At 68.0% G+C, this 20,687-nt stretch carries 20 protein-coding genes; 5 read left to right on the plus strand and 15 right to left on the minus strand.

Translation table 11 applies throughout. The features are described from left to right. Window positions 1-10 precede the first annotated feature (10 nt). From GH266_RS03920 to GH266_RS03940, 5 genes are all read right to left on the minus strand, one after another. On the minus strand, window positions 11-739 hold the full coding sequence (locus tag GH266_RS03920; RefSeq protein WP_158192734.1) for an amino acid ABC transporter ATP-binding protein: 729 nt from the start codon (window positions 737-739) through the stop codon (window positions 11-13). 2 nt (window positions 740-741) lie between these two features. Further along, window positions 742-3,651 carry an FAD-dependent oxidoreductase gene (locus GH266_RS03925; protein WP_158192735.1) on the minus strand — a complete coding sequence of 970 codons (2,910 nt, stop codon included), beginning with the start codon at window positions 3,649-3,651 and terminating at the stop codon, window positions 742-744. A 14-nt stretch (window positions 3,652-3,665) separates the two neighbouring features. Continuing rightward, a complete protein-coding gene (locus GH266_RS03930; protein ID WP_158192736.1) occupies window positions 3,666-4,556 on the minus strand; it encodes a dihydrodipicolinate synthase family protein in 891 nt (296 codons plus the stop codon). Between the two features lie 22 nt (window positions 4,557-4,578). Further along, complete coding sequence (locus tag GH266_RS03935; protein WP_158192737.1) at window positions 4,579-5,271, minus strand: amino acid ABC transporter permease; 693 nt, start codon at window positions 5,269-5,271, stop codon at window positions 4,579-4,581. A 344-nt stretch (window positions 5,272-5,615) separates the two neighbouring features. Next, a complete protein-coding gene (locus GH266_RS03940; protein WP_158192738.1) occupies window positions 5,616-6,260 on the minus strand; it encodes a GntR family transcriptional regulator in 645 nt (214 codons plus the stop codon). Between the two features lie 121 nt (window positions 6,261-6,381). Here GH266_RS03940 and GH266_RS03945 point away from each other — a divergent pair, with 121 nt between their 5' ends. Beyond that, window positions 6,382-7,059, plus strand: coding sequence for a GntR family transcriptional regulator (locus tag GH266_RS03945; protein WP_199270436.1), 678 nt, complete (start codon window positions 6,382-6,384; stop codon window positions 7,057-7,059). A gap of 7 nt (window positions 7,060-7,066) precedes the next feature. Here the strand turns inward: GH266_RS03945 and GH266_RS03950 are convergent, their stop codons facing one another. After that, a complete protein-coding gene (locus GH266_RS03950; RefSeq protein WP_158192740.1) occupies window positions 7,067-8,095 on the minus strand; it encodes a phosphotriesterase family protein in 1,029 nt (342 codons plus the stop codon). 117 nt (window positions 8,096-8,212) lie between these two features. Here GH266_RS03950 and GH266_RS03955 point away from each other — a divergent pair, with 117 nt between their 5' ends. The 3 genes from GH266_RS03955 (at window position 8,213) to GH266_RS03965 (ending at window position 11,395) form a co-directional block, all read left to right on the plus strand. Next, window positions 8,213-9,088 (plus strand): ABC transporter substrate-binding protein, encoded by an 876-nt coding sequence (locus GH266_RS03955; protein ID WP_158192741.1) that lies wholly within the window; start codon window positions 8,213-8,215, stop codon window positions 9,086-9,088. Between the two features lie 142 nt (window positions 9,089-9,230). Further along, a complete protein-coding gene (locus GH266_RS03960) occupies window positions 9,231-10,046 on the plus strand; it encodes an aspartate dehydrogenase domain-containing protein (protein WP_158192742.1) in 816 nt (271 codons plus the stop codon). A gap of 32 nt (window positions 10,047-10,078) precedes the next feature. Then, complete coding sequence (locus tag GH266_RS03965; RefSeq protein WP_158192743.1) at window positions 10,079-11,395, plus strand: M20/M25/M40 family metallo-hydrolase; 1,317 nt, start codon at window positions 10,079-10,081, stop codon at window positions 11,393-11,395. 56 nt (window positions 11,396-11,451) lie between these two features. Here the strand turns inward: GH266_RS03965 and GH266_RS03970 are convergent, their stop codons facing one another. From GH266_RS03970 to GH266_RS04000, 7 genes are all read right to left on the minus strand, one after another. Continuing rightward, on the minus strand, window positions 11,452-11,793 hold the full coding sequence (locus GH266_RS03970; RefSeq protein WP_158192744.1) for a RidA family protein: 342 nt from the start codon (window positions 11,791-11,793) through the stop codon (window positions 11,452-11,454). After that, window positions 11,790-13,190 (minus strand): FAD/NAD(P)-dependent oxidoreductase, encoded by a 1,401-nt coding sequence (locus tag GH266_RS03975; RefSeq protein WP_158192745.1) that lies wholly within the window; start codon window positions 13,188-13,190, stop codon window positions 11,790-11,792. The genes GH266_RS03970 and GH266_RS03975 overlap by 4 nt, the downstream gene beginning before the upstream one ends. Then, window positions 13,183-13,488 (minus strand): (2Fe-2S)-binding protein, encoded by a 306-nt coding sequence (locus tag GH266_RS23430; protein ID WP_425329561.1) that lies wholly within the window; start codon window positions 13,486-13,488, stop codon window positions 13,183-13,185. The genes GH266_RS03975 and GH266_RS23430 overlap by 8 nt, the downstream gene beginning before the upstream one ends. Beyond that, complete coding sequence (locus GH266_RS03985; RefSeq protein WP_158192747.1) at window positions 13,463-14,563, minus strand: NAD(P)/FAD-dependent oxidoreductase; 1,101 nt, start codon at window positions 14,561-14,563, stop codon at window positions 13,463-13,465. The genes GH266_RS23430 and GH266_RS03985 overlap by 26 nt, the downstream gene beginning before the upstream one ends. Window positions 14,564-14,627: 64 nt before the next feature. Continuing rightward, window positions 14,628-15,617 carry a TRAP transporter substrate-binding protein DctP gene (dctP, locus tag GH266_RS03990; RefSeq protein ID WP_158192748.1) on the minus strand — a complete coding sequence of 330 codons (990 nt, stop codon included), beginning with the start codon at window positions 15,615-15,617 and terminating at the stop codon, window positions 14,628-14,630. Window positions 15,618-15,673: 56 nt separating this feature from the next. After that, the gene (locus tag GH266_RS03995) at window positions 15,674-16,972 is read right to left on the minus strand and encodes a TRAP transporter large permease (protein WP_158192749.1); all 1,299 of its coding nucleotides are present in this window, start codon (window positions 16,970-16,972) and stop codon (window positions 15,674-15,676) included. After that, complete coding sequence (locus GH266_RS04000) at window positions 16,969-17,394, minus strand: TRAP transporter small permease (protein ID WP_209001538.1); 426 nt, start codon at window positions 17,392-17,394, stop codon at window positions 16,969-16,971. The genes GH266_RS03995 and GH266_RS04000 overlap by 4 nt, the downstream gene beginning before the upstream one ends. A gap of 180 nt (window positions 17,395-17,574) precedes the next feature. Between GH266_RS04000 and GH266_RS04005 the strand changes: the two genes are divergently transcribed. Further along, entirely contained in the window at window positions 17,575-18,495 is a 921-nt protein-coding gene (locus GH266_RS04005) for a LysR substrate-binding domain-containing protein (protein ID WP_158192751.1), read from the plus strand. A 123-nt stretch (window positions 18,496-18,618) separates the two neighbouring features. Here the strand turns inward: GH266_RS04005 and GH266_RS04010 are convergent, their stop codons facing one another. Beyond that, the gene (locus GH266_RS04010; RefSeq protein WP_158192752.1) at window positions 18,619-20,142 is read right to left on the minus strand and encodes a tripartite tricarboxylate transporter permease; all 1,524 of its coding nucleotides are present in this window, start codon (window positions 20,140-20,142) and stop codon (window positions 18,619-18,621) included. A gap of 1 nt (window position 20,143) precedes the next feature. Continuing rightward, window positions 20,144-20,638, minus strand: a complete 495-nt coding sequence (locus tag GH266_RS04015) for a tripartite tricarboxylate transporter TctB family protein (RefSeq protein WP_158192753.1) — start codon at window positions 20,636-20,638, stop codon at window positions 20,144-20,146. Window positions 20,639-20,687 lie beyond the last annotated feature (49 nt).

Here is a 20,687-nt window from a genome sequence, read left to right on the forward strand (position 1 = left end):
GGTCGGCCCCTTAGTGATGCAGGATCTTGCCGAGGAAGGCCTCGGTGCGCGGATTGTGGCGGGCGGTGAAGAACTCCTCGGTCGGGCGGTCCTCGACGATCTCGCCCTGGTCGATGAACACCATGCGGGTGGCGACGCGCCGGGCAAAGCCCATCTCGTGGGTGACCACCATCATCGTCATGCCCTCGCGCGCCAGAGAGGTCATCACGTCCAGCACCTCGGAGATCATCTCCGGGTCGAGCGCGGAGGTCGGCTCGTCGAACAGCATCGCCTTGGGGTTCATGGCGAGCGCCCGGGCGATCGCCACGCGCTGCTGCTGGCCACCGGAGAGTTGGCCCGGATACTTGTGCGCGTGTCCGCTCATGCCGACGCGCTCCAGGAGCTCCATCGTCCTGGTGCGGGCAACCTTCTGGTTGCGGTTCAGCACGATGCGCTGCGCCAGCATGATGTTGTTCTCGATGGTGAGATGCGGGAACAGCTCGAAATTCTGGAACACCATGCCGACCAGCGAGCGCAGCTCGGGAAGGTTGGTGCGCGGATCGTTGACCTCGACGCCGTCGACCCGGATCGAGCCTTCCTGGATCGGCTCCAGCGCATTGACGCATTTGATGAGGGTGGACTTGCCCGAACCGGACGGTCCGCAGACGACGACGACCTCGCCCTTGGCGACGCTGGTCGAGCAGTTCTTCAGGACGGGGAACTTGCCGTAGTACTTCGTCACTCCGGTGATCTCGATCATGGTCACCCTCCTTGGAACCGGGAAATGGAAAAGGCCGTGAGGTCGCGGCCGGGATCGCGGCCGCGCACCAGCGCCGCCGTCAGCTGCCCGACGATGGGGCCGAGCGTGTAGCCGTTCGACGTCACGGCGTTGAAGAAGCCGGGCATCGCCGGGTGCTGCCCGAGGATCGGCGCGCCGTCGATGTTGATGTTCATCGCTGCCCAACTGCGGATCACATGCAGCTTGCGCAGGCCCGGCACCACATGCTGGGCGACCCAGAGATTGCCTTCCAGGCTGGAAAACAGCGGGCGCGGATGGCTGTGCACGGGGTCGAGGCCGGCCGTCCAGCCGCCGCCGATCAGGAAGTTGCCGTTGGCCGCCTGCTTCAATGTCAGGTGCCGGTCGGCATGGGCGACGAGATGGGAAACGGCGGGCGCCGCGGCCTCGGTCACCACCATCTGCAGCGGCGCGCCGAAGACCGGCACGTCGAGCCCGAGCATGGCGCCGATCCGGGCGGCGAAGGCACCGGCGGCATTGACGAGACGCCCGGCGCGCAAGGCGCCCCGCGAGGTATCCACGACGAAGCCCGAGCCCTCGCGCCGGATCGCCAGAACCTCGGTGCGGTCGAACACCCGGGCGCCGGCCGAGACGGCGGCGTCCAGCACATGGCGGGTGGCGACCAGCGGGTTGATCTTGCCCTCCTGCGGGCAATAGGCGGCGCCGATCATCGCCGGCGACAGGCCCGGCTCCAGCCGGGCGAGATCCTCGCGGCCGATCACCTGGCAGTCGATGCCGTGGCTGCGCTCGACGCGGGTCTTTTCCTCCAGGAAGCGCAGATGCGCCTCGCTCTCCGCGACCATCAGCCCGCCGGTGATCTTCATCTCGAAGTCGCGGCCGAGGCGGACTTCCAGCTCCCGCCACAGGTCGATGGATGCAAGCTGCAGCGGCAGGGTGCGGGCGGCGGCACCGCCGTCTCCTTCCGCCTTGGCGCCGTGGTCGAAGGAGAGCAACTGGGCGTGCAGGCTGCCGGCATTGCCGCCCGAGGCGAGCCCGCCGGGGAAGCCGCGCTCCAGGACCGCCACCTCCTCCCCCGCCTCGGCGAGGAAGAGCGCCGTCGACAGGCCTGCGATGCCGGCGCCGATGACGAGGGTTGCGACCTCACGGATCGGCAGCGGTCCCGGAGCCTCCAGCGGCGGGCGCTCGGGCAGCAAGGCCCGCTTGTGGCCGCCCCATTCGGGCTTCTCGACGGCAAGCGCTGCCAGCGGCACGGGCCGCAGCGGCATTTGCGGGGCGAGCAAGCCGTTCGTCTCGTTGGCCGGACGCCCCGCAAGCGCGGTCAGCGTGCGCCCGCAATAGCGGCCCTGGCAGCGGCCCATGCCGGCGCGCGTCAGGCGCTTCAAGCTGGCGATGTCCGGCGGGCCGCCGGCTGCCGTCTCGCGCAGCACGCTCAAACCGACGCTCTCGCAGCGGCAGGACAGGGTGGTCCCGGCGTCGGTCTGCGCTTCCTCCGCCGGGCGGAACAGCTGCCACAGCGCCGCCTGAAAGCGGCGAGCGCGGGAAAGCCGGCGCAGCGCGGCCGGATCGGTCTCGGCGGCAAACCCGAGCTTGCGCGCGATGGCGAGGCCGGCCAGACGGCCGGCGGCCATGGCGACATGGGCCCCGCCGAAGCGCGCGGCCTCGCCGACGATATGCACCTGCGGGTCGGAGCTTTCGCCGGTCTCCTCGCACTGGGCGACCAGCGTGCCGTCGCCGGCAACCACATGGGCAAGGCCGAGCAGGCGCGACAGCTCGTTGGACGGGGCGAAGTCGCCGCCGACCAATACCGTATCGACCTCGAGCACCTCTTCGCCGGACGGACCTTCGAGGCGCACGGCTTCGGCGCGGCTCTCGCCCAGCACCTCGACGGCGCGGGTCTGCCAGCGAATGGAAACGCCGGCGCGCTGCAGGGCGGCGATCTCGCCCATGCCCTTCAGCGCCAGCGCCGGATCGGCCTGCAGAATGGCGATGGCATCGCGCGGGCTCGACCAGGGCGCGCGGGCCCTGTCGGCCAGGCACACGACCTCGCCGCCATGGCGCAGGATCTCGCCGGCCACCTGGATGTTGAGCGGGCCATTGCCGGTGATGGCGAAGCGGCGGCCGGGAAGACTGGCATAGCTGCGCAGGAGGGTCTGCGCCGCGCCCGTGGTCATGACGCCCGGCAGCGTCCAGCCGGGAAGCGCGGCCGGCCGCTCGAACGCGCCGGTGGCGATGACCAGCATGCGCGGGCGCAGGTAGAAGGCGCCGTCCGGGCCGAGGCAGCCGAGGACGGGGGCGCCGTCCGCCGGGCGCTCGGCGCCCCAGACGGTAACGCCGGAGAGAAGCTCCGCGCCGCAGGCACGGGCCTCGGCGACAAGGCCGGCACCGTCCTGCGCCTGCCGGTCGCGGGCAAGCGCTGCCCGCGCGTCCCCGGTTGCCGGCTGCTTATAGAACTGGCCGCCGGCAGCGGGCCGCTCGTCGACAAGGGTGACGCCGGCGCCGGCACGCGCCGCGGCAATGGCAGCGGAGAGACCGCCCGGCCCTGCGCCGACGACGAGGACATCGACGGCACGCGAGGGCAGCTCCGCCGGCACGGGTGCAAGATCGGCGAGCGCCGGCGAGAGAATGTCGGGACGGGCGGCCTGCCGCTCGACCCGCATGCCGTCCTGCACCTTGGTCATGCAGGCGCGCTGGCTGGTGCGCCCGTTGATGGTGACCAGGCAATCGTGGCAGACGCCCATGCCGCAGAAGAGCCCGCGCGGACGGCCCGCAGCATCGCGCGAGAAGGACGCCCGCCCGCTGGCCGCAAGGGCTGCGGCGACGGACGTGCCTGCATCGACACGGTGCGCCTCGCCGTCCAGATGGACGGTGAGGACATTCAGGGCCGGCCTGGCGTCGTGCGGGGCCGCAGCGGACATGGGTCTGTCTCCGGTCAGGTCTCGAAACGCAGGCCGAACTGCTCGACCAATGCCTTCATCTGCGCGTCCTGTGCGGGCGGCAGCGGCAGGCGCGGCGGCAGCGGCGCGCCGGTCGCAAAGCCCATATGCGAGAGCAGCGACTTGGTGCCGGCGACATAGGCCTGCCCACCGACCGCCTGGATGATCGGCAGCCACTCCAGATAGAGCGCGCGGGCCGCATCGTAGTCCTTGTCGTCGGCAGCGAGCGTGAAGATGCGCGACATCGGCCCCGGCGCGACGTTGGAGGCGACCGCCACCCAGCCTTGCGCGCCCATCACGAAAGACTCGAAGCCGAGGATGCCGCCGAACGGCACCATGCGATCGCCGGCGAGGCGAACGATGTCGCGGATGCGCGTCACCTCGAGGGTGGATTCCTTGACGTAGTCGCAGCCGTCGATCTGCGCGATGCGGGCCAGCAGCTCCGGCTTCATGTCGACATTCGACGTCGCCGGGTTGTTGTAGACCATGATCGGGATCGAGATGGCGGCGGCGATGGTGCGGTAGTGCTCGACCAGCTCGTCATCGGTCGGGGTGGAGTAGAACGGCGGGATGATCATCACGCCGTCGGCGCCCATCTCCTGCGCCTTGCGGGCGAGCCGGACGCATTCGCGCGTGTCCTCCGCACCGGTGCCGATCAGCACCGGCACCCGGCCGGCGGCGGTGTCGATCACCGTGCGCGCCACCGCCTCCTTGTCATCCTCGGACAGCGACAGGAACTCGCCGGTGGAACCGAGCGGGATGAGGCCGTGCACGCCCTCGCGGATCTGCCAGTCGGTAAAGGCCGCGAGCGCTGCGAGATCGGGCCTGCCGTTGCCGTCGACCGGCGTGATCATCACGGTGAAGACGCCGCGAAATTTCGTGGACATTTGAAGGTACCCTTATGGAGATTCAGCGCTTTTCCGTGAGACCCACGGCGGCGGTCGACTGGCCGAACCGGCGTTCGATGCGTCGCTGGACGAAGTCCCAGAGCGTTGTCAGGATGAGGTAGTAGAGGGCCGCGACCGCGAAGAGCTCCAGCACCATGAACTTTTCCTGGATGAGCACCTGCGTGCGGCGCAGCAGCTCTTCCATGGAAATGACCGAGGTGACGGAAGTGGTCTTCAACAGGCCGTTCACCGAGTTGCCGAGCGGCGGGATGATGACCTTGAAGGCCTGCGGCATGATGATGTAGCGCATGATCTGGCGCTCGGTCATGCCCAGCGCCCTCGCCGCCCGCGACTGGCCTTCCGGCACCGCCTCGATGCCCGCGCGGATGATCTCGGCAAGATAGGCCGCCTCGTTGAGGGCAAGGCCGATCAGCGCCGCCTCCACCACCGAAAAGCGGATGCCGAGCTGCGGCAGCGCGGTGTAGATGACGATGAGCTGCACCAGGAGCGGCGTGCCGCGGAACAGCCAGATGTAGAACCAGGCGATGGCGCGCAGCACCTGCAGCTTCGACCGCCGCATCAGGGCGATGAGGAAGCCGAGGAACAGGCCGCACAGCAGCGAGACGCAGGTCAGCCAGATCGTCGTCAAGACGCCTTCGAGAATGTAGGCGTTGGTGAGATAGTTGAAGAAACCTGACCAGTTCCAGACTGACATGGCGGGCCTTTCTATCGGGTGCGGCAGGAGGCGGCCGGCACCGCCTCCCCGAGGGGAGCAGACCGGGGACCGGCTGCAGGCTTTCGGGGACGGAACGGGTCGAACGACATGCAAGCGCCAGCGACAGGATCGCGCCCTTCCAAAAGGGAAGAGACAGCGGGGTGAGATGGGGCCACGGGTTGGTTTGCTTTTCCCGCATTCATTTGGTATACCGATTTAATACACAGCAACAGGACATGCGCAAGTCCCTTTGTCGGACCTGTGCACGCCTCTCCCGCAAGGCCTCCCCAGGCCGTTTCCGAAAGGCACAGATGGCGCCCGTCTCGTCCCGCCCGGCGGCGATCTCAGTAGGTGGAAAGAACCCGCTGGCGCACCTTTTCCAGGTGCTGCGCCATGCTCTGGCGTGCGCCTTCAGGATCGCGCGCGGCCAGCGCGGCGAGGATCTCGCGGTGGTCCTCGAGGCCCGGCTTGCGCTGCGCCAGCCGCCGCTGCCGCTCGAAGATCGTCGTGTAGCGGCGCATCTGGACGATGGTCTCGGCCATGAACGGATTGCCGCTCGCCTCGCCCAGCCCCTGGTGCAGCGCATCGTCGAAGCGCCAGATCATCGCCGGATCGGGGTCGGGGTCGTCCTCGATGGCGCGCAGCATGGCGGCAAGCTCGGCGAGCTTGCTCTCAGCGATCTCGGGACAGGCGAGCGCAGCGGCCGTCGGCTCGACCAAGAGGCGCATGGTCAGGCTGTTGAGATAGTCCTTCAGGGTGATGACGCGCACGGTGAGCATGCTCTTGCCGTTGCGCACCAGGAGCCCCTGCCCTTCCAGCCGGCCGAGCGCATCGCGCATCGGCGAGCGCGACACGCCGAGGCGGGCGGCGAGCCGCCGCTCCTGAATGACGACGCCTCCGGCCAGCTGCGCCGACAGGATCTCCTCCAGCAGGGCGCGATAGGTCTCGTCCGCGAGACTTGTCTCCGTGCCGGTTTCCTGCTCGGCCATGTGCCGTCTCCACTTCACCATTTGACGATCAGGACTGCTATGCCGCATGCCTCTTGCCAAGGAAAGCATTTCGCATGAGGTCGGGCCCGCGCAATACCAAGCCTTCGGAGGGGCATGCCAAGTGAGCGTTACGGAGGAAAACGGCGGCGGCGCGTCCGCCCGCGGAAGCCACAGCCTGGCCTCGCTGGCCTACAACGCCGTGTCGGACATGATTCGCCACCGCAAGCTCGGCGGCGGCCATGTCATCGTCGAGGCCCGGCTTGCCGAGACGCTCGGCGTCTCGCGCACGCCCTTGCGCGAGGCCCTGCAACGGCTGGAAGGCGAAGGCCTCGTCCACAAGGGCGACGGGCGCAACTACGTGGTGCGGCACGTCGATATCGGCGAGTACATCCAGAGCCTGAAGCTGCGCCTGCTGATCGAGCCGGAGGCGGCGGTGCAGGCGATGGGGAGCATCCCCAGCCGCAAGCTGATCGAGGTCCGCCACGAGATCGACGACCTGATGGGCACGACCAGCTATCACACGGATGCGCACTGGTTTTCCGACGACCACCTGCACGGGCTGATCATCGACCATTGCGGCAACGACGTGATGGCCCAGGTGCTGCGCAACCTGCGCGCCACCACAAGGCTGTTCGAGATCGGCCGGCTGAAGGATCGCCTGACACCCGATTCGACCGAGCACCTGATGATCATCGACGCGCTTCAGCGGCAGGAGGCCGACGACGTACGCCGGACGGTCGCCAACCACATCGCCAGCCTGATCGACTTCGCCCGCAAGCACCTCAACATGACGGACTGAGGCGCACTCAAACGAGCGTCAGCAACCGCGCCGGCGTCTCTTTCAGCAGCAGGTCGATCTCGGATTGCGCAAAGCCGCGGTCGCGCATCAGGGGAATGACGTTGCGCAGCATGTGCGCATAGCCGTGGCCGCCATGGCACTGCAGGCGCGAGCGGGTGCAGATGTCGTGCGACAGGACGACATTGCCACTGAGCCCCTCCTCGAACAGCCGCCGCACCGCATGGATGCGCATGTAGTCGGTCGGCAGGTCGGCGACCGCCATCCAGTATTGCGACTGCTCGATGCCGAAGAAGTCGTATTCGACGACGCAGCCGCGCCGCGCCAGCGCGACCACCTGCTCGACGCTGTCATAGGTGCGGTCCATGTGGTCGATGATGACGCGGGAGAGGTCGGCGCCTGCGGCCTGAAGGACGTCGAGGATCTCGTGCGGGGCGTCGGGATGGCGCCCCGGATGCACCGTGATCGCCGCGCCGGTGCGCTGCTGGGCGATGGCGCCGGCGGCAAGCGAGCGCCGCTCGAACGGGGTCAGCGGCCAGGAACACCCGATCTCGCCGATGATGCCGCAGCGGATATCGGTGCCCCAGGCGCCCTCCTCGACCTGCGCCGTGACGATATCGGCCAGCGCCTCGACAGACAGCGCCAGCGTCGCCTCGTCCTGATAGCCTTCCGTGTAGAAACCCGCGCCGAGCACCACATGCACGCCGGTCTCGGCCGAGATCGCCGCCAGCCCTTCCGGGTCCGGACACAGCCCGCCGGTGGTCATCTCGACGATGGTGCCGCCGCCCGCCTGCGCGAAGCGGCGGGTCTCGGACGTTGCGATGCCGAGGTCCTGGAGCCGGTGATTGCCGTGATAGTCGTTCGGCCGGTAGGTGACGTCGAAGACGTTCTCCAGCGTGATCTCGACCTCGGGCAGGCCACTGCCGCGCCGCGCCGGCGGGGTCAGGTCGCACAGCAGGTGCTCGTGCATCAACGCATAGCCGAGCGTCTCCGGCGCGACCGGCCCGCACACCGTCTGAACCGTCCCTGCACGCGCCATGCTGCCTCCCCGATTTGCTTGATTTTGACCGCTTGCAGACCGCATATAAATGGTATACCGTCTTAATACAATATAAAAACAGGCCTCATCAAACCAACCAGAGCGGAAGATAACCTCATGAAAAACAACGGATTCGATCGCATCCTCGGCGCAGGCCTCTCGCGCCGCAGCGTGCTCCTGGGCGCCGCGGCCACCGGCGCCAGCCTCGCCCTCGGCAGCCGGGCGGCCTTTGCGCAGCCGGCACTCGCCCCGCCGCATATCATCAAGCCGGGCACGCTCGTCATGAGCACCAACCCGACCCTGCCCCCGCTCCAGTTCGTCGACGACAAGGGCGAAGTGCAGGGCATGCGCATCGAGCTCGGCAAGGAGATCGCCTCCAAGCTCGGCCTGACGCCGGAATACATCAAGGTCGAGTTCGCGGCGATGGTGCCGGGCCTGGCCGCCGGCCGCTGGGACATGATCAACACCGGCATCTTCTGGACCGAAGAGCGCTCGAAGCTGATGTACATGGTGCCTTACGAGCGCGCCGCCGTGAGCTTCCTGGTGCCCAAGGGCAACCCGAAAAACATCACCAAGTGGGAAGAGCTGGCAGGCCTGTCCGTCGGCGTCGAACTCGGCGGCATCGAGGAGCGCCGCACCCGCGAAGTCGACACGATGCTCAAGAATGCCGGCCTCGAGGGCATCACCGTCCGCGTGTTCAACAACTTCTCGGAAGCCTTCCAGGCCCTGCGCGCCGGCCAGGTCGACGCGGCGACCTCGATCGACGCGACCGCGAAGTTCCTCGAGGACCGCGACGACTTCACCCGCGCCATCGCCGGCCTGTTCCCGCAGACCGCAACGCTCGCCTTCGCCGACAAGACGCTGGCCGAGGCGGTCGTCGGCGCGCTGAACGACCTGCGCGCCAGCGGCTTCTACGACGAGCTGTTCGCCCGCTACGGCGTGCTGACCATCGAGGAAGAGAAGTTCGCGATCAGCGGCCCCGGACCTGCCTGATTTCCGGCCTGAAGGCCGGGCTCGACTGCCCGGCCCTGCTCTCCCGGACCTGCCAGGTGCCCTGCACCAGGCAGGTCCTGCGGCGGACGGCGCCCCATCGCCGCCGCCGCGCTCCCCTTTCTGATACGGTCTGGACATCGTGATGAGCACCCGCCCCCGGGACAGGCTCGGGGTCATCGGCTTCGGGCCCATCGGCAGACGACTTGCCGCCCGCTTCCGCGATGCGAGCGAAGGACCGCAGCTTGCAGCCCTTCTCGTGCGCGAGCGCCAGGCGGGCGATGCTGCCGCCCTTGCCCCCGATGCCGCGATCTGCACCGACATCGACAGTTTCCTGAAAGCCCGGCCGACCGTCGCGGTGGAATGCGCCTCCGCCGCAACGCTGGTCGAGGCGGCCCCTGCCCTTTTGGCCAGCGGCTGCGATATCCTGCCCCTGTCGCTCGGCGCCTTTGCCGACCGAGATACGGAACGTCTCCTGCGGGAGGCAGCCGCCACGGGACCGGGCCGGATCGAGGTGCCGGCCGGAGCGCTCGGCTCCATCGGCTTCCTGACCGCCGCCCGCGAGAACGGCCTTTCCCGCGTTGCCATGCGCATCGGCTATCCGCTGGAGCGCTGGCAGACGATGGGCGCCGACCGCTTCATCGGCCTCAAGGGCTTGCACGAGCCGACTGTCTTTCTGGAGGCAAGCGCCCGCGAGATCGCTGCGCAGTTTCCCGGCCATCTCAATGTCACCATCGGCGTCGCGCTGGCCGGTCTCGGCCTCGACGACACCCGGGTGACGCTGGTCGCCGATCCCACGGTCACGCAGGCCTGGTTCGAGGTGGAGGCCGACTCCGCCTCCGGCCCCGTGCATCTTCGCGTCGACGGGCGCGATGCCCCCGTCCATCACGATCCGCTCGACTACACAACGTTCAGCGTCATGCGCCTCTTGCTGCGCCGCTCGGCGGCCATCGCGACGTGACGGCCGACAGAAAGACCGACAGGGAGACCACCGTGACATCGATCCTGCAGGACATCGCCAGCGCCTCGGCGCGCCAGCACGCGCGCATTCTGGACGGGCTGCGGACCTATGTCCGCGCCGGCAAGGGCGGCGAGGCGGCGGTCCAGACCCTGTTCGCCGAGAGTGCCGAGGCGCTCGGCTGCACCGTCGAGGCAAGCTCCTACAATCCGGCGGATGTGCGCATGATCGAGGAGTTCGCCGGCGAGGCCGCCATCGATCCGCAGACCCGCACCAGCATCATCGCGCGTTGCAAGGGGACGGGCGGCGGGCGCAGCCTGATCCTCTTCGCCCACCCGGACGGCGAGCCCGTCACCGGCACCGACCGCTGGCAGCACGACCCGTTCGCCGGCGAGGTCGAGGACGGCCGGCTCTACGGATGGGGCGTTGCCGACGATCTCTCCGGCGTTGCCGCCGGCCTGCAGGCGCTGGAGCTGCTCGCCTTTCTCGGCCTGCGCCCGGCTGGCGACGTGCTCATCGCCAGCACGCCGAGCAAACGCCACGCCCGCGGCGTCTCGCGGCTGATGCAGGAGGGAATGACGGCGGATGCCGCACTCTACCTGCACCCGGCCGAGTCCGGTGTCGGACTGCGGGAGATCAAGGCGCTGGCCTCCGGTCAGGTCGACTTCCGGGTAATCGTCGAAGGCCGGCAGCCGCCGACGACCGAGCCGCTCCAGACCGCCTTCGGGCATCTGGGCGTCAATGCCATCGACAAGGCCTACGTCGTCTGGGAAGCACTGAAGCGGCTCGACGCCCGGCGCGGCGAGGCGGTGCACCACCCCGCGCTGCATGGCGAGGTCGGCCGCTCGACCAACATCATGATGTCGTACATCTCGGCCGGCGATCCGAAGCGGCTGGCCCGCCTTGCGACCAGTTGCACGCTGGGCGCGGCGCTCGCCTTCCCGCCGCCGGAAAAGCTCTCGGACGTCTGCGCGCAGATCGAGGCGGCGGTGGCGGAGGCGGCTGCAAGCGATCCCTGGCTTGCGGAAAACCCGCCGCGCATCGTCTGGGACAGCGGCACGACCGGCGCCGAAGTGCCGGGCGACCATCCGCTGCTGCTCGCCGCCCATGACGCGATCCGCGGGGTCTGCGGCCTGGAGGCGCATGTGAACCCGATGCACACGGGCAGCGACATCCGCAACCCGATGATCCAGAAGGGCATCCCGACCATCGGCATCGGCCCGCTCTGCGGCGATCTCAGCCAGAACGACGGCGTCGACGAATGGGTCGATACCGAGGATCACGTGCGCTTCGTCGGCGCGGTTGCCGGCATCATCGCGCAGTGGTGCGGCGTCTCGAAACTGCAGGCCTGAGGCCGCTTGTAGAAGATGATTGCGGCGGCGAGACATGCCCGCCGCCGCAGAACCCGTCAGTCGCAGGCGGCGGTGACGATGATCTCGACCTTGAGGTCGGCGCGGGCGAGCTTGGCCTCGCCGCAGGCGCGGGCGGGTGCGCAGCCGGCCGGCACCCAGGCATCCCAGACCGAGTTCATCTCGGCGAAGTCGTTCATGTCCGCCAGCCAGATGATGGCCTGCAGCATCTTCTCGGGCGAGGAGCCGGCGCGATCGAGCAGAGCCTCGACGCGGGCGATGCAGTCGCGGGTCTGCTCGGCGACGGTCTCGCCCTCGCCGACCTGGCCGCACAGATAGACAACGCCGTTGTGCTTGACGATCTTGCTCATGCGCGTCGCGACATCGATGCGTTCGATCATTCCGTAGTCTCCTTGCTTTGCGAGGCGGCCAGTGCCGCCAGTTCGCCCAATGTCACCGGCTTCAACGGCGGCCGGATGCGGTAGTAACCGGTCTCGTCCTGGCTGCGCCCGTTTGCGGCGGCCAGCAGCTCCGTCACGGTCAACCCGCAATAGCGCCCCTGGCACGGCCCCATGCCGACCCGGCCGAAGGCCTTGGTCTGGTTGGGACCAAGGCACCCGATGGAGGCATAGCGCCTGATGTCGCCCGCCGTCACCTCCTCGCAGCGACAGACCAGCGTGTCATCCCCTGGAAGCAGCGCGCCGGCAAAGGGCGGATAGGCCCGATCCAGGAACGGGCGCACCGCCAGCTCCCGCGACAGTGCCGCCTGCAAGGGCCGCGCGGCGCGATCCCGCTCGCCCGGCGCAAGGCGGCCAAGATCGCAGGCAATAGCCAGCGCGGCGAGCCGGCCGGCAAGCGCGGCCGCCCCGGCGCCGCCGATGCCGCCGCCATCGCCGGCGATGAAGACGCCTTCCGGTCCCGCCGCGCGGCCCCAGGGGTCGCGCTCGGGCAGGAAGGCACGCTGGGCGTCGTCCCAGCGATGCGGAACGCCGATGGAGCGGGCGACCTGGGTGTTGGGCACGACGCCGTGATGCAGCAGCACCGTCGAACAGTCGATGCGATGGGTGCGCCCGCCGGCGGTAAAGCGGAGCGCCTGTGCCTGCGACGCGCCTTCCACGGCAAGATCGCTGGCGCCGGTGTAGCGGCGCACGCCTGCCCGCCGCAGCTCGGCCAGCAGGCCAAGCCCCTTGGCAAGCGCCCGCCAGCCGTGCAGCGCACCGCCGATGTGGCGCAGTGCGGCCAGCCGATCAGAATGGGTCTGCGTCTCGACCAGGGCCAGCGGCAGCGTGCCGGCGCGGCACATCTGCGCCGCCACGAGATACAGCAGCGGCCCGGAGCCGGCGAGTACCGCCCCCTCGCAGACGATGCCCGACTGCTTCAGCAGGATCTGCGCGGCACCGGCCGTCATGACGCCGGGCAGCGTCCAGCCGGGGATCGGCATCGGCCGCTCCAGCGCGCCGGTCGCGATCAGCAGCCGGCGACCCTCGACCAGCTCCGCCTCGCCGTCGAGGGTGAAGGCAACGCGGCGCCCCTCCTCCACCTGCCAGGCGGTGGCGCCTGCCAGATGCCGGATATTCGGATGCGGCAGGTCGCGGACGAGCTCCGCACCCTTGAGATAGTCGGCCCCGAGGATCGCGGCGCGGCTCTCTCCCGCCCGCTCCACATCGCGGTAGATCTGGCCGCCGGCGCGCGGCTGCTCGTCGAGCAGCACCACCGAAAGGCCGGCTTCCGCCGCCGTCCGGGCAGCAGCCATGCCGGCGGGCCCGGCGCCCAGGATGACGAGATCGGCCTCACGCATCCCCGTCCCTCCCCGCAGCCGGCATCGCGATCTCCATGCCGGGACCGACCTCGCACATGCAGGCCTGGCGGGTGACGCCGTCGATCTCCACCAGGCAGTCGAAACAGGCGCCCATCATGCAGAACGGGGCGCGCGGCGCGCCGGAAACGGGCGTGCGGCGAAACGGGGTGACGCCAGCGGCGAGCAGCTCCGCCGCCAGGTTGCCGCCTTCGCGCAGCATCAGGTCCTGCCCCGCAAAGCGGACGCGGACCCTTGGCCCCTCCGGCTCCAGCTCACGAAAGGTCGAAGCGGTCTTCACTGAACACCTCCAGGTCGGGGGCCTGCGCCGTGCCTTCCAGCCAATCGGGCAGGAAGCGCGCATGGGCGGCGGCAAGCGTCACTCCGCTGTGACAGGTCACGAGATAGGCGCCGGGCATCTCCCGGCTTTGCTGGTAGATCGGCAGACCGTCGGGCGACAGCACCCGCAGCGCGCCCCAGGCGCGCACCAGCTGGGCCTTGGCCAGCACCGGATAGGCGGTGATGGCCTGCGCGGCGATCCCGGCAATGCCGTCCACCGTCACCGTGTCGTTGTGGCCGACCTCCTCGTTGGTCACGCCGATCTGGACGCCGCCCTCGTCCACCTGGCGGGCGATCAGCGAGGGGCGGTTGAAGATCTTGGGCAGTTTCTCGGTGATCAGCACCTGGCCGCGCTGCGGGCGGATCGGCGCGCGAAACCCCATCTTCGGCCCCAGCACCGCCGAGCCGAGGCCGGCGGACAGCACCGTGCGCGCCGCCTCCACGATGGTGCCGTCGGTGCACTCGATGCGGAACACGTCGTTGCGGCTGACGGACTGCACGGTCTTGCCATTCAGCACCCGCCCGCCGCGGCGGCGGACATCGGCGGCCAGGGCCCGGAGCAGCTTCAGCGGATTGGCGTGGCCGTCCTGGTGATGCAGGATCGCGCCAACGACCTTCGGCCCGATCGCCGGCTCCTCCATGCGCAGTTCGTTATGGCCGAGCACCTCGTAAGGGTAGTTGCCGTCCAGCTTGGCCTTCAACACCTCGTAGCGGGCGACGGTCTCGGCCAGCGTCTCCTCGGAGAAATGCAGATCGTAGCCGCCGTCCTGCCGAAGCGCGGGATCCTCGCCCGTGCCCTCGCGCAGCTCCTCGGAAAAATCGCGCCAGGCGGCGGCCGAGCCTTGCGACCAGCTGGCATAGCGCGGCTGGGTCATGCCCTTCGACTGCACCCAGACGAGCCCGAAATTGCCGCGGCTGGCGCGAAAGCTGCCGTCGTCGCCGTCGATCACGGTGACCGAGCGCCCGCGCCCGAGCAGGCCCCAGGCAACGGAAAGGCCCACAACGCCCCCACCGATGATGGCGTAGTCAGAATCCATGACGATGTCCGATCAGATTGGAAAGGGTGCCGGGCAGCACGGGGCCGCCCGGCAGGAGGCAGGATCAGTCGCGGGTGTTCTCGAGAACCGAGCGCGCCCAGTCCTCGCCGATGTCCTTCAGCACCTCGGGCCACACGGCCGCGCGCACGCTTTCGGCCATCGCCGACAGCTGCTCCTCGGAGAGCGCCACCACCGTGGTGCCGAGCTCGTCGGCCAGCCGCTTCTCGTTCTTCGCCTGGTCCTGCTCGGCCACGGTCCAGCGCAGGGTCTCGAACTCGGTGGCGACACGCTGCATGGCCGCCTGGACGTCCGGGTTCAGCCCCTCGAACACCTCGGTCGAGATGATCATGAACCAGACCTCGAAATGGGTGTTGGCGGGGATGTAGGTCTTGGTCACATCGCGGAAGGAGGAGTAGTAGCCTTCCGCGCCCGAACCGATCACCCCGTCGACCACGCCGGTCTGGATCGCGGTGAAGGCCTCCGAGAACGGGATCGGCGAGGGAATGTAGCCGAGCGCCTCGCCGGTGAGCTGGAAGCTCTTGATGCCGGGGACGCGCACCTTGATGCCCTTGGCCTCGGTCGTGCCGGGGGTGATCGCGTCGCGGTTGAGCGCGATGCCGCCGAAATAGACCGGATAGGCCGCCAGCATCGTGATGTCCTGCTCGGCGAAAAGCTCCGCCATCGTGGCGTGCATGGCCCCGCCCCGGCCGTAGACCTTGCGCGCCTCCTCCCAGTTGGAGGCCAGGAACGGCAGGGAGGCGATCTGCATCCGGCGGTCGGCGGCGGTCGCCGCCGGCTGAACCGACATGTCGATGGCGCCGACCGACACGCGCTCCTGCACGGTGGTGTAGTCGCCCAGCGCAGAGGCCGCGAAGATCTGGATGTTGACCTCTCCCGCGCTCGCCTCGCGGATCGCATCGGCGAAGACCTTCAGCTCGGTGTCGATGGTCGTGCCCTGCGGGCGCACGTGGCTGATCTTCAGGTCGGCGGCCTGGGCAAGGCCGGCGGTCGCCAGCCATACGGCAGCAGCGGTGACATGCAGCATGTGTTTCATGAGTACCTCCTCTTCAGGTTTTGAAAGGTCAGCGTTCTTCTTGTTGTTGTCGGGGGTCAGTAGCCGAACAGCCGCGGCAGGTAGAGCGACAGGTCCGGCCAGAACGAGGTCAGAAAGACCACCGGCAGATATCCGGTGGCGATCAGCAGCATCGCCGGCGGGATCACCTTGGTGACCTTCACCTTGCCGATGCGCGCGCCGAGATAGAGGATCGAGGCATAGGGCGGCGTGACCCCGCCCATCGCCGTGTTGACGCCCATGATCGCCGCGAACTGCACCGGCGAGACGTCCATCGCCTGCATCAACGGCATCAGGAGCGGGGCGACGAGCAGGATCGCCGTCGTGTCGTTGACCACCATGCCGATCAGGAAGAGCAACACGTTGATCATGATCAGCAGCAGGATCTTGTTCTCGGTGATGCCGAAGATCGTCTGGACGAGTTGCTGCGGGACACCCTCGTAGACGAACATCTGGCCGACGATCATCGAGAACAGGATCATCAGCATGATCGCGCCGACGGCGGTGGCCGCTTCCTTGCCGGCGAGCAGGAAATTGTCGAGCTTCAGCCCCTTGTAGACGAGGAAGCCGACCGGCACGGCGTAGATCACGGCGAGCGCCGCCGCCTCTGTCGGCGTGACGATGCCGCCATAGATGCCGCCGAGAATGATCACCGGCATCAGCATCGCCGGGAAGGCATGGACGCCGCGCCGCGCCACCTCGCCGGCCAGGTCCCCGAGCGCCGGCTTTTCGTCCAGCACCAGGTTGAACTTGCGCGACATCCACAGGTTCACGACCGAGAAGTTGAACATGATCAAGAGGCCCGGCCCGAGCGTCGCCAGGAAGCAGGCAAGGATCGAGGTCTCGGTCACCCAGCCGAACAGGATCATGCTGAGGGATGGCGGGATCAACAGGCCGAGGATCGAGGAATTGGCGATCAGGGCAGTGGCGTATTCACGCGGATAGCCGCGCTTTTCCATCTCCGGGATCAGGAGCGGGCCGATCGCCGAGATGCCGGTGAGGCCGGAGCCGGAGATCGCGCCAATCACCGCGCAGCTGACCGCCGCGACGATGCCGAGGCCGCCGCGCACATGGCCGACGAAGGCATTGACGAAGCGCAGCAGCGCGGCGGCGATGCCGCTTTCCGACATCACCGCGCCGGCAAGCACGAAGAGCGGAATGGCCAGCAGAACGGGATTGCCCAGCTGCTGGAAGCCCCAGAGCACCATGCCCTTCATGGTGACGTCGCCGAGATAGTACATCACCATCAGCGCGGCACCGAAGCACCAGGGCAGCGGAACGCCGAAGGACAGCGTGACGACGAGGGCCGCAATGGCCAGGAGCGCGATCTCGATCATCGTGCCGCCTCCCCCGAAAGGGCGCGGACATGGCCGACCATGTGGATCACCGTGTAGAGCATCATCAGCGCCAGGCCGATCACCAACGCCACATCCGAGTAGAAGGTCGGGATGTAGAGGGTCGGGCTCTCCTTCCACACGCGCCAGGCGTAGCGGGTGAAGTCAAAGGCCCAGTAAAGCAGCCAGAGGCCGATGATCAGGCTGAGGATCTCGCCGATGATGGCGAGGATCGTGTGCTGGCGCTTCGTCTTGAGGAAGATCTCCAGCACGTTGGCCCGGATATGGCTGTTCTCGCGCGAAGCATTGACCGCGCCGAGAATGTAGAGCCAGAGCGTCGGATACATCATCGTTTCCTCCAGCCCCATCACCGGAACCTGGAAGACGTAACGCGTCAGAGCCTGAGCAAACTGACCGAGCGCCACGATGCATATCAGCGTGGTCAGAAGGTATTTCGCAAACCGATCCAAGGCACTCCCCCCTCTCATGGCGCTCTTGCGAGCCCCACAGCAACCTCCATTGCAGTTGCCATTGTCGGATCTGCTATGGCATAAAATCAAATTAGAATTACTGCTATATCGATAAAGTCGATCTATGGGACGGACATGAACCTGTCATTCCGCCAGTTGCAGACATTCGTGGAGGTGATGCGCACGGGCTCGGTCTCCGAGGCCGGCCGCTCCCTCGGGCGGACCCAGCCGGCGGTGAGCGCCATGATTTCGGGACTGGAGCGGGAAATCGGCTTTCCCCTGTTCGAGCGCGAGCGCGGGCGGCTGGTCGCCCGCCCCGAGGCCCACTACTTCCTGGAGGAAGCGGAATTCGTGCTGGAGCGCCTGTCGCACTCGGCGCGCACGCTGCAGGAAATCGGCAATCTGGAAAAGGGCAAGCTCAGGATCGCCTGCAATCCGGCCGCATCCGGCTTCTTCATGCCCAAGGTGGTGGCAGGGTTCCTGCGCGGCCGGCCGCAGATCGAGGTGTCGCTGATGATGCAGTCCTCGGTGGTCATCACCGACTGGATCGCCTCGCAGCAATACGACATCGGCCTTGCCGAGACGTCCGAGCCGCGCCGCACGATCCGCTCGCAGGACTTCGCCTTTCCCGGACTTTGCGCGATGCCCGCGGACGATCCGCTCGCCGAACGCGAGGTGATCACCCCGGCCGACCTCCACGGCCGGCCGCTCGCCATGCTGTATGACGAGCACATCACCGCGGTGCAGACCTGCCGCGCCTTTCGCGATGCGGGCGCGCAGCTCAACCGCCGCTTCGAGCTGCGCACCTTCCTGCCGGCGCTGCAGCTCGTCTCCGAAGGACTGTGCTGCACCATCTGCGACAGCTTCACCGCCATCAGCCACGAGGAAACGTTCGGGACGTCGAGCCGCATCGTCTTTCGCCCGTTCGCGCCAGACCTTTACCTCAACCTGTCGCTGATGACGCCCGCCAACCGGCCGCTCTCCATGCTGGTGCAGGAGTTTGCCGCAGAGCTGGCCGACCAGCTGGCCGAGCTTGCCGCAAGGCGGGACTGGTAGTGCTGCCGGGCGCTGGAAGAGCGGGCCGGAGCGATGGGAGCGGAAAATCTCCCCCGGCACGTGGGGCCATCACGGCCGGGGGAAGCCATGGCCAGGGGAAGCCACGGCCGGGAAAGCGGACCGTCAGGCCCCCTCCCCCTTTTGGGCAGCGGCGGCAAGACGTGCCGGCCGGATCCGCAGGAACCACACGAACGCCGCCGTCATCAAGAGCAGGATGACGCTTGCCGGGCTGCGCAGGAAGATCGTCGGATCGCCTTCCGAGACGATCAGCGACCGGCGCAGGAACTCCTCGAAATAGGGCCCGAGGATCACGCCCATCAGCGCGGGGACGACCGGATAGCCGAAGCGGCGCAGGAAATAGGCGAGCACGCCGATGGCCAGCGCCATCCACATCTGGAAGATCGAGAAGGACGAGGCATAGACCCCGACCAGCGAGATCAGGCCGATGAAGGCATAGAGGAAGCCGCGATTGATCTGCGACAGCCGCAGATAGACCGGGCCGAAGGCCAGCACCGACAGGAACACGAAGATCGAGGCGACGAAGAGCGCGGCGAACATCGGCGCGATCAGCGGGAAGTTCGCCCCCAGCAAGGCCGGCCCCGGCACCAGGCCGTGGATCAGCAGCACGCCGAAGATGATCGCGGTCACTGCATCGCCCGGAATGCCCATGGTCAGCAGCGGAATGACCGCGCCGCCGCACATGGCATTGTTGGCGCTCTCTGAAGCTGCAAGCCCCTCGTAGGAGCCCTTGCCGTATTGCTCGGGATGCTTCGATCCGCGCTTGGCATCCGCATAGGCGATGAAGGATGCCATCGACGCGCCGCCGCCCGGCAGCATGCCGATCACCACGCCGATGACCGAACTCTTCACCGAGTTCCACACGCCGATCTGGCGCAGCTGCTCGCGGCGGGGAATGAAGTCGCGGCGGCGCGGCCGCACCACCTGCGCTGCGGACACGCCCTGCACCAGCTTGGCCGGAATGCCGGACTGGGCGATCATCTCGCAGATGGCGAAGAGGCCGATCACCGCCGGCAGCAGACCGACGCCCTCGATCAGGTGGTAGCTGCCGAAATCGAAGCGGCCGACCGGCGCCATCGGGTCCATGCCGACGGTCGAGATCATCAGGCCGATGGCCATGGCCACCGCCGACTTCAGCAGCGATCCTTGCGAGACGATGGTCACCGTGACGACGGCCAGCAGCACCAGCGAGAACTTGTCCGGCGTGCGGAACAGCAGCGCAAGGCTGCTGACCGGCTGGGCCAGCGAGATCAGCACCACGGTGCCGATGAGGCCGCCGATGGCGGAGGACAGCGCGCTGACGCCCAGCGCCTGAACGCCCTCGCCGCGCTTCATCAGCGCATTGCCCTCGATCGTGGTGATCGCGCCCGACGGGGCGCCGGGGATGTTCAGCGTGATGCCGGTGATCGAGCCGGCATAGATGCCGGCCATGTAGATGCCCGCCACCATGACCAGTGCATCGGCCACCTTCATCCCGAAGGTGAAGGGCAGCAGGAGGGCGATGGCCAGCGTCGCGGTGAGGCCGGGAATGGCACCGAAGACGATGCCGAGGAGAAAACCGCCGATGAGATAGAGGAAGGTTACGGGGTCGGTGAGCGCGAGAAAACCGTCGGCAAGCTGTCCAAACATCTCACAACTCCCACATCGGCAGGTAGAGCCCGAACAGCTTCACGAAGAACAGCCAGCCGAACACCGTGATCACGGCGGAGGTCGCGAGGGCAAAGAGGACCGACCGGCCCCAGCTGCCGCTTTGCTCGTAATTGAAGAACAGGGCGATCGCGAAGGTGTAGAGCGCGGCGGCGACGATGTAGCCGGCATAGAAGAAGACGATCACGAACAGGCTGATCAGGGCGATGGCCGCCAGCGGACCGACGATGCCGAGCCGCGGGATCGCGCTGAGGGCGCTCTCGACCTCCGGTGCCGGCTCGGGGCTGCGGAACTCGTTGGCCAGGATCTTCAGGACCGCCAGATAGACGAAGCCGCACAGCAGCATCGGCATGAAGGCCGGGCCCGGTTCGCCCGTCGCAAAGGGAAGCGGCATGGCCAGCAGCTGGCTGGCATAGACCGTATTCATTCCGAGCAGGACAAATGCAAACAGCACCTGCCCCGTGACACGTCGCGTCATTGGCATACCCTCCTGCGCCGGCACGGCGCAGCCCCCAGGCCGATCAGGA

Origin of the sequence: Stappia indica, assembly GCF_009789575.1 — a bacterium.
Classification (GTDB): domain Bacteria; phylum Pseudomonadota; class Alphaproteobacteria; order Rhizobiales; family Stappiaceae; genus Stappia; species Stappia indica_A.

What these genes read in the sequence shown, in the direction of transcription:
- GH266_RS03955 (WP_158192741.1), top strand. Translation starts at nt 8,213, where the DNA reads ATGAAAAACAACGGATTCGATCGCATCCTCGGCGCAGGCCTCTCGCGC.
- GH266_RS04010 (WP_158192752.1), bottom strand. Translation starts at nt 20,142, where the DNA reads ATGTTTGGACAGCTTGCCGACGGTTTTCTCGCGCTCACCGACCCCGTA.
- GH266_RS03985 (WP_158192747.1), bottom strand. Translation starts at nt 14,563, where the DNA reads ATGGATTCTGACTACGCCATCATCGGTGGGGGCGTTGTGGGCCTTTCC.
- GH266_RS03950 (WP_158192740.1), bottom strand. Translation starts at nt 8,095, where the DNA reads ATGGCGCGTGCAGGGACGGTTCAGACGGTGTGCGGGCCGGTCGCGCCG.
- GH266_RS03920 (WP_158192734.1), bottom strand. Translation starts at nt 739, where the DNA reads ATGATCGAGATCACCGGAGTGACGAAGTACTACGGCAAGTTCCCCGTC.
- GH266_RS03975 (WP_158192745.1), bottom strand. Translation starts at nt 13,190, where the DNA reads ATGCGTGAGGCCGATCTCGTCATCCTGGGCGCCGGGCCCGCCGGCATG.
- GH266_RS03940 (WP_158192738.1), bottom strand. Translation starts at nt 6,260, where the DNA reads ATGGCCGAGCAGGAAACCGGCACGGAGACAAGTCTCGCGGACGAGACC.
- dctP (WP_158192748.1), bottom strand. Translation starts at nt 15,617, where the DNA reads ATGAAACACATGCTGCATGTCACCGCTGCTGCCGTATGGCTGGCGACC.
- GH266_RS03935 (WP_158192737.1), bottom strand. Translation starts at nt 5,271, where the DNA reads ATGTCAGTCTGGAACTGGTCAGGTTTCTTCAACTATCTCACCAACGCC.
- GH266_RS03970 (WP_158192744.1), bottom strand. Translation starts at nt 11,793, where the DNA reads ATGATCGAACGCATCGATGTCGCGACGCGCATGAGCAAGATCGTCAAG.
- GH266_RS04015 (WP_158192753.1), bottom strand. Translation starts at nt 20,638, where the DNA reads ATGACGCGACGTGTCACGGGGCAGGTGCTGTTTGCATTTGTCCTGCTC.
- GH266_RS03960 (WP_158192742.1), top strand. Translation starts at nt 9,231, where the DNA reads ATGAGCACCCGCCCCCGGGACAGGCTCGGGGTCATCGGCTTCGGGCCC.
- GH266_RS03930 (WP_158192736.1), bottom strand. Translation starts at nt 4,556, where the DNA reads ATGTCCACGAAATTTCGCGGCGTCTTCACCGTGATGATCACGCCGGTC.
- GH266_RS03925 (WP_158192735.1), bottom strand. Translation starts at nt 3,651, where the DNA reads ATGTCCGCTGCGGCCCCGCACGACGCCAGGCCGGCCCTGAATGTCCTC.
- GH266_RS03995 (WP_158192749.1), bottom strand. Translation starts at nt 16,972, where the DNA reads ATGATCGAGATCGCGCTCCTGGCCATTGCGGCCCTCGTCGTCACGCTG.
- GH266_RS04005 (WP_158192751.1), top strand. Translation starts at nt 17,575, where the DNA reads ATGAACCTGTCATTCCGCCAGTTGCAGACATTCGTGGAGGTGATGCGC.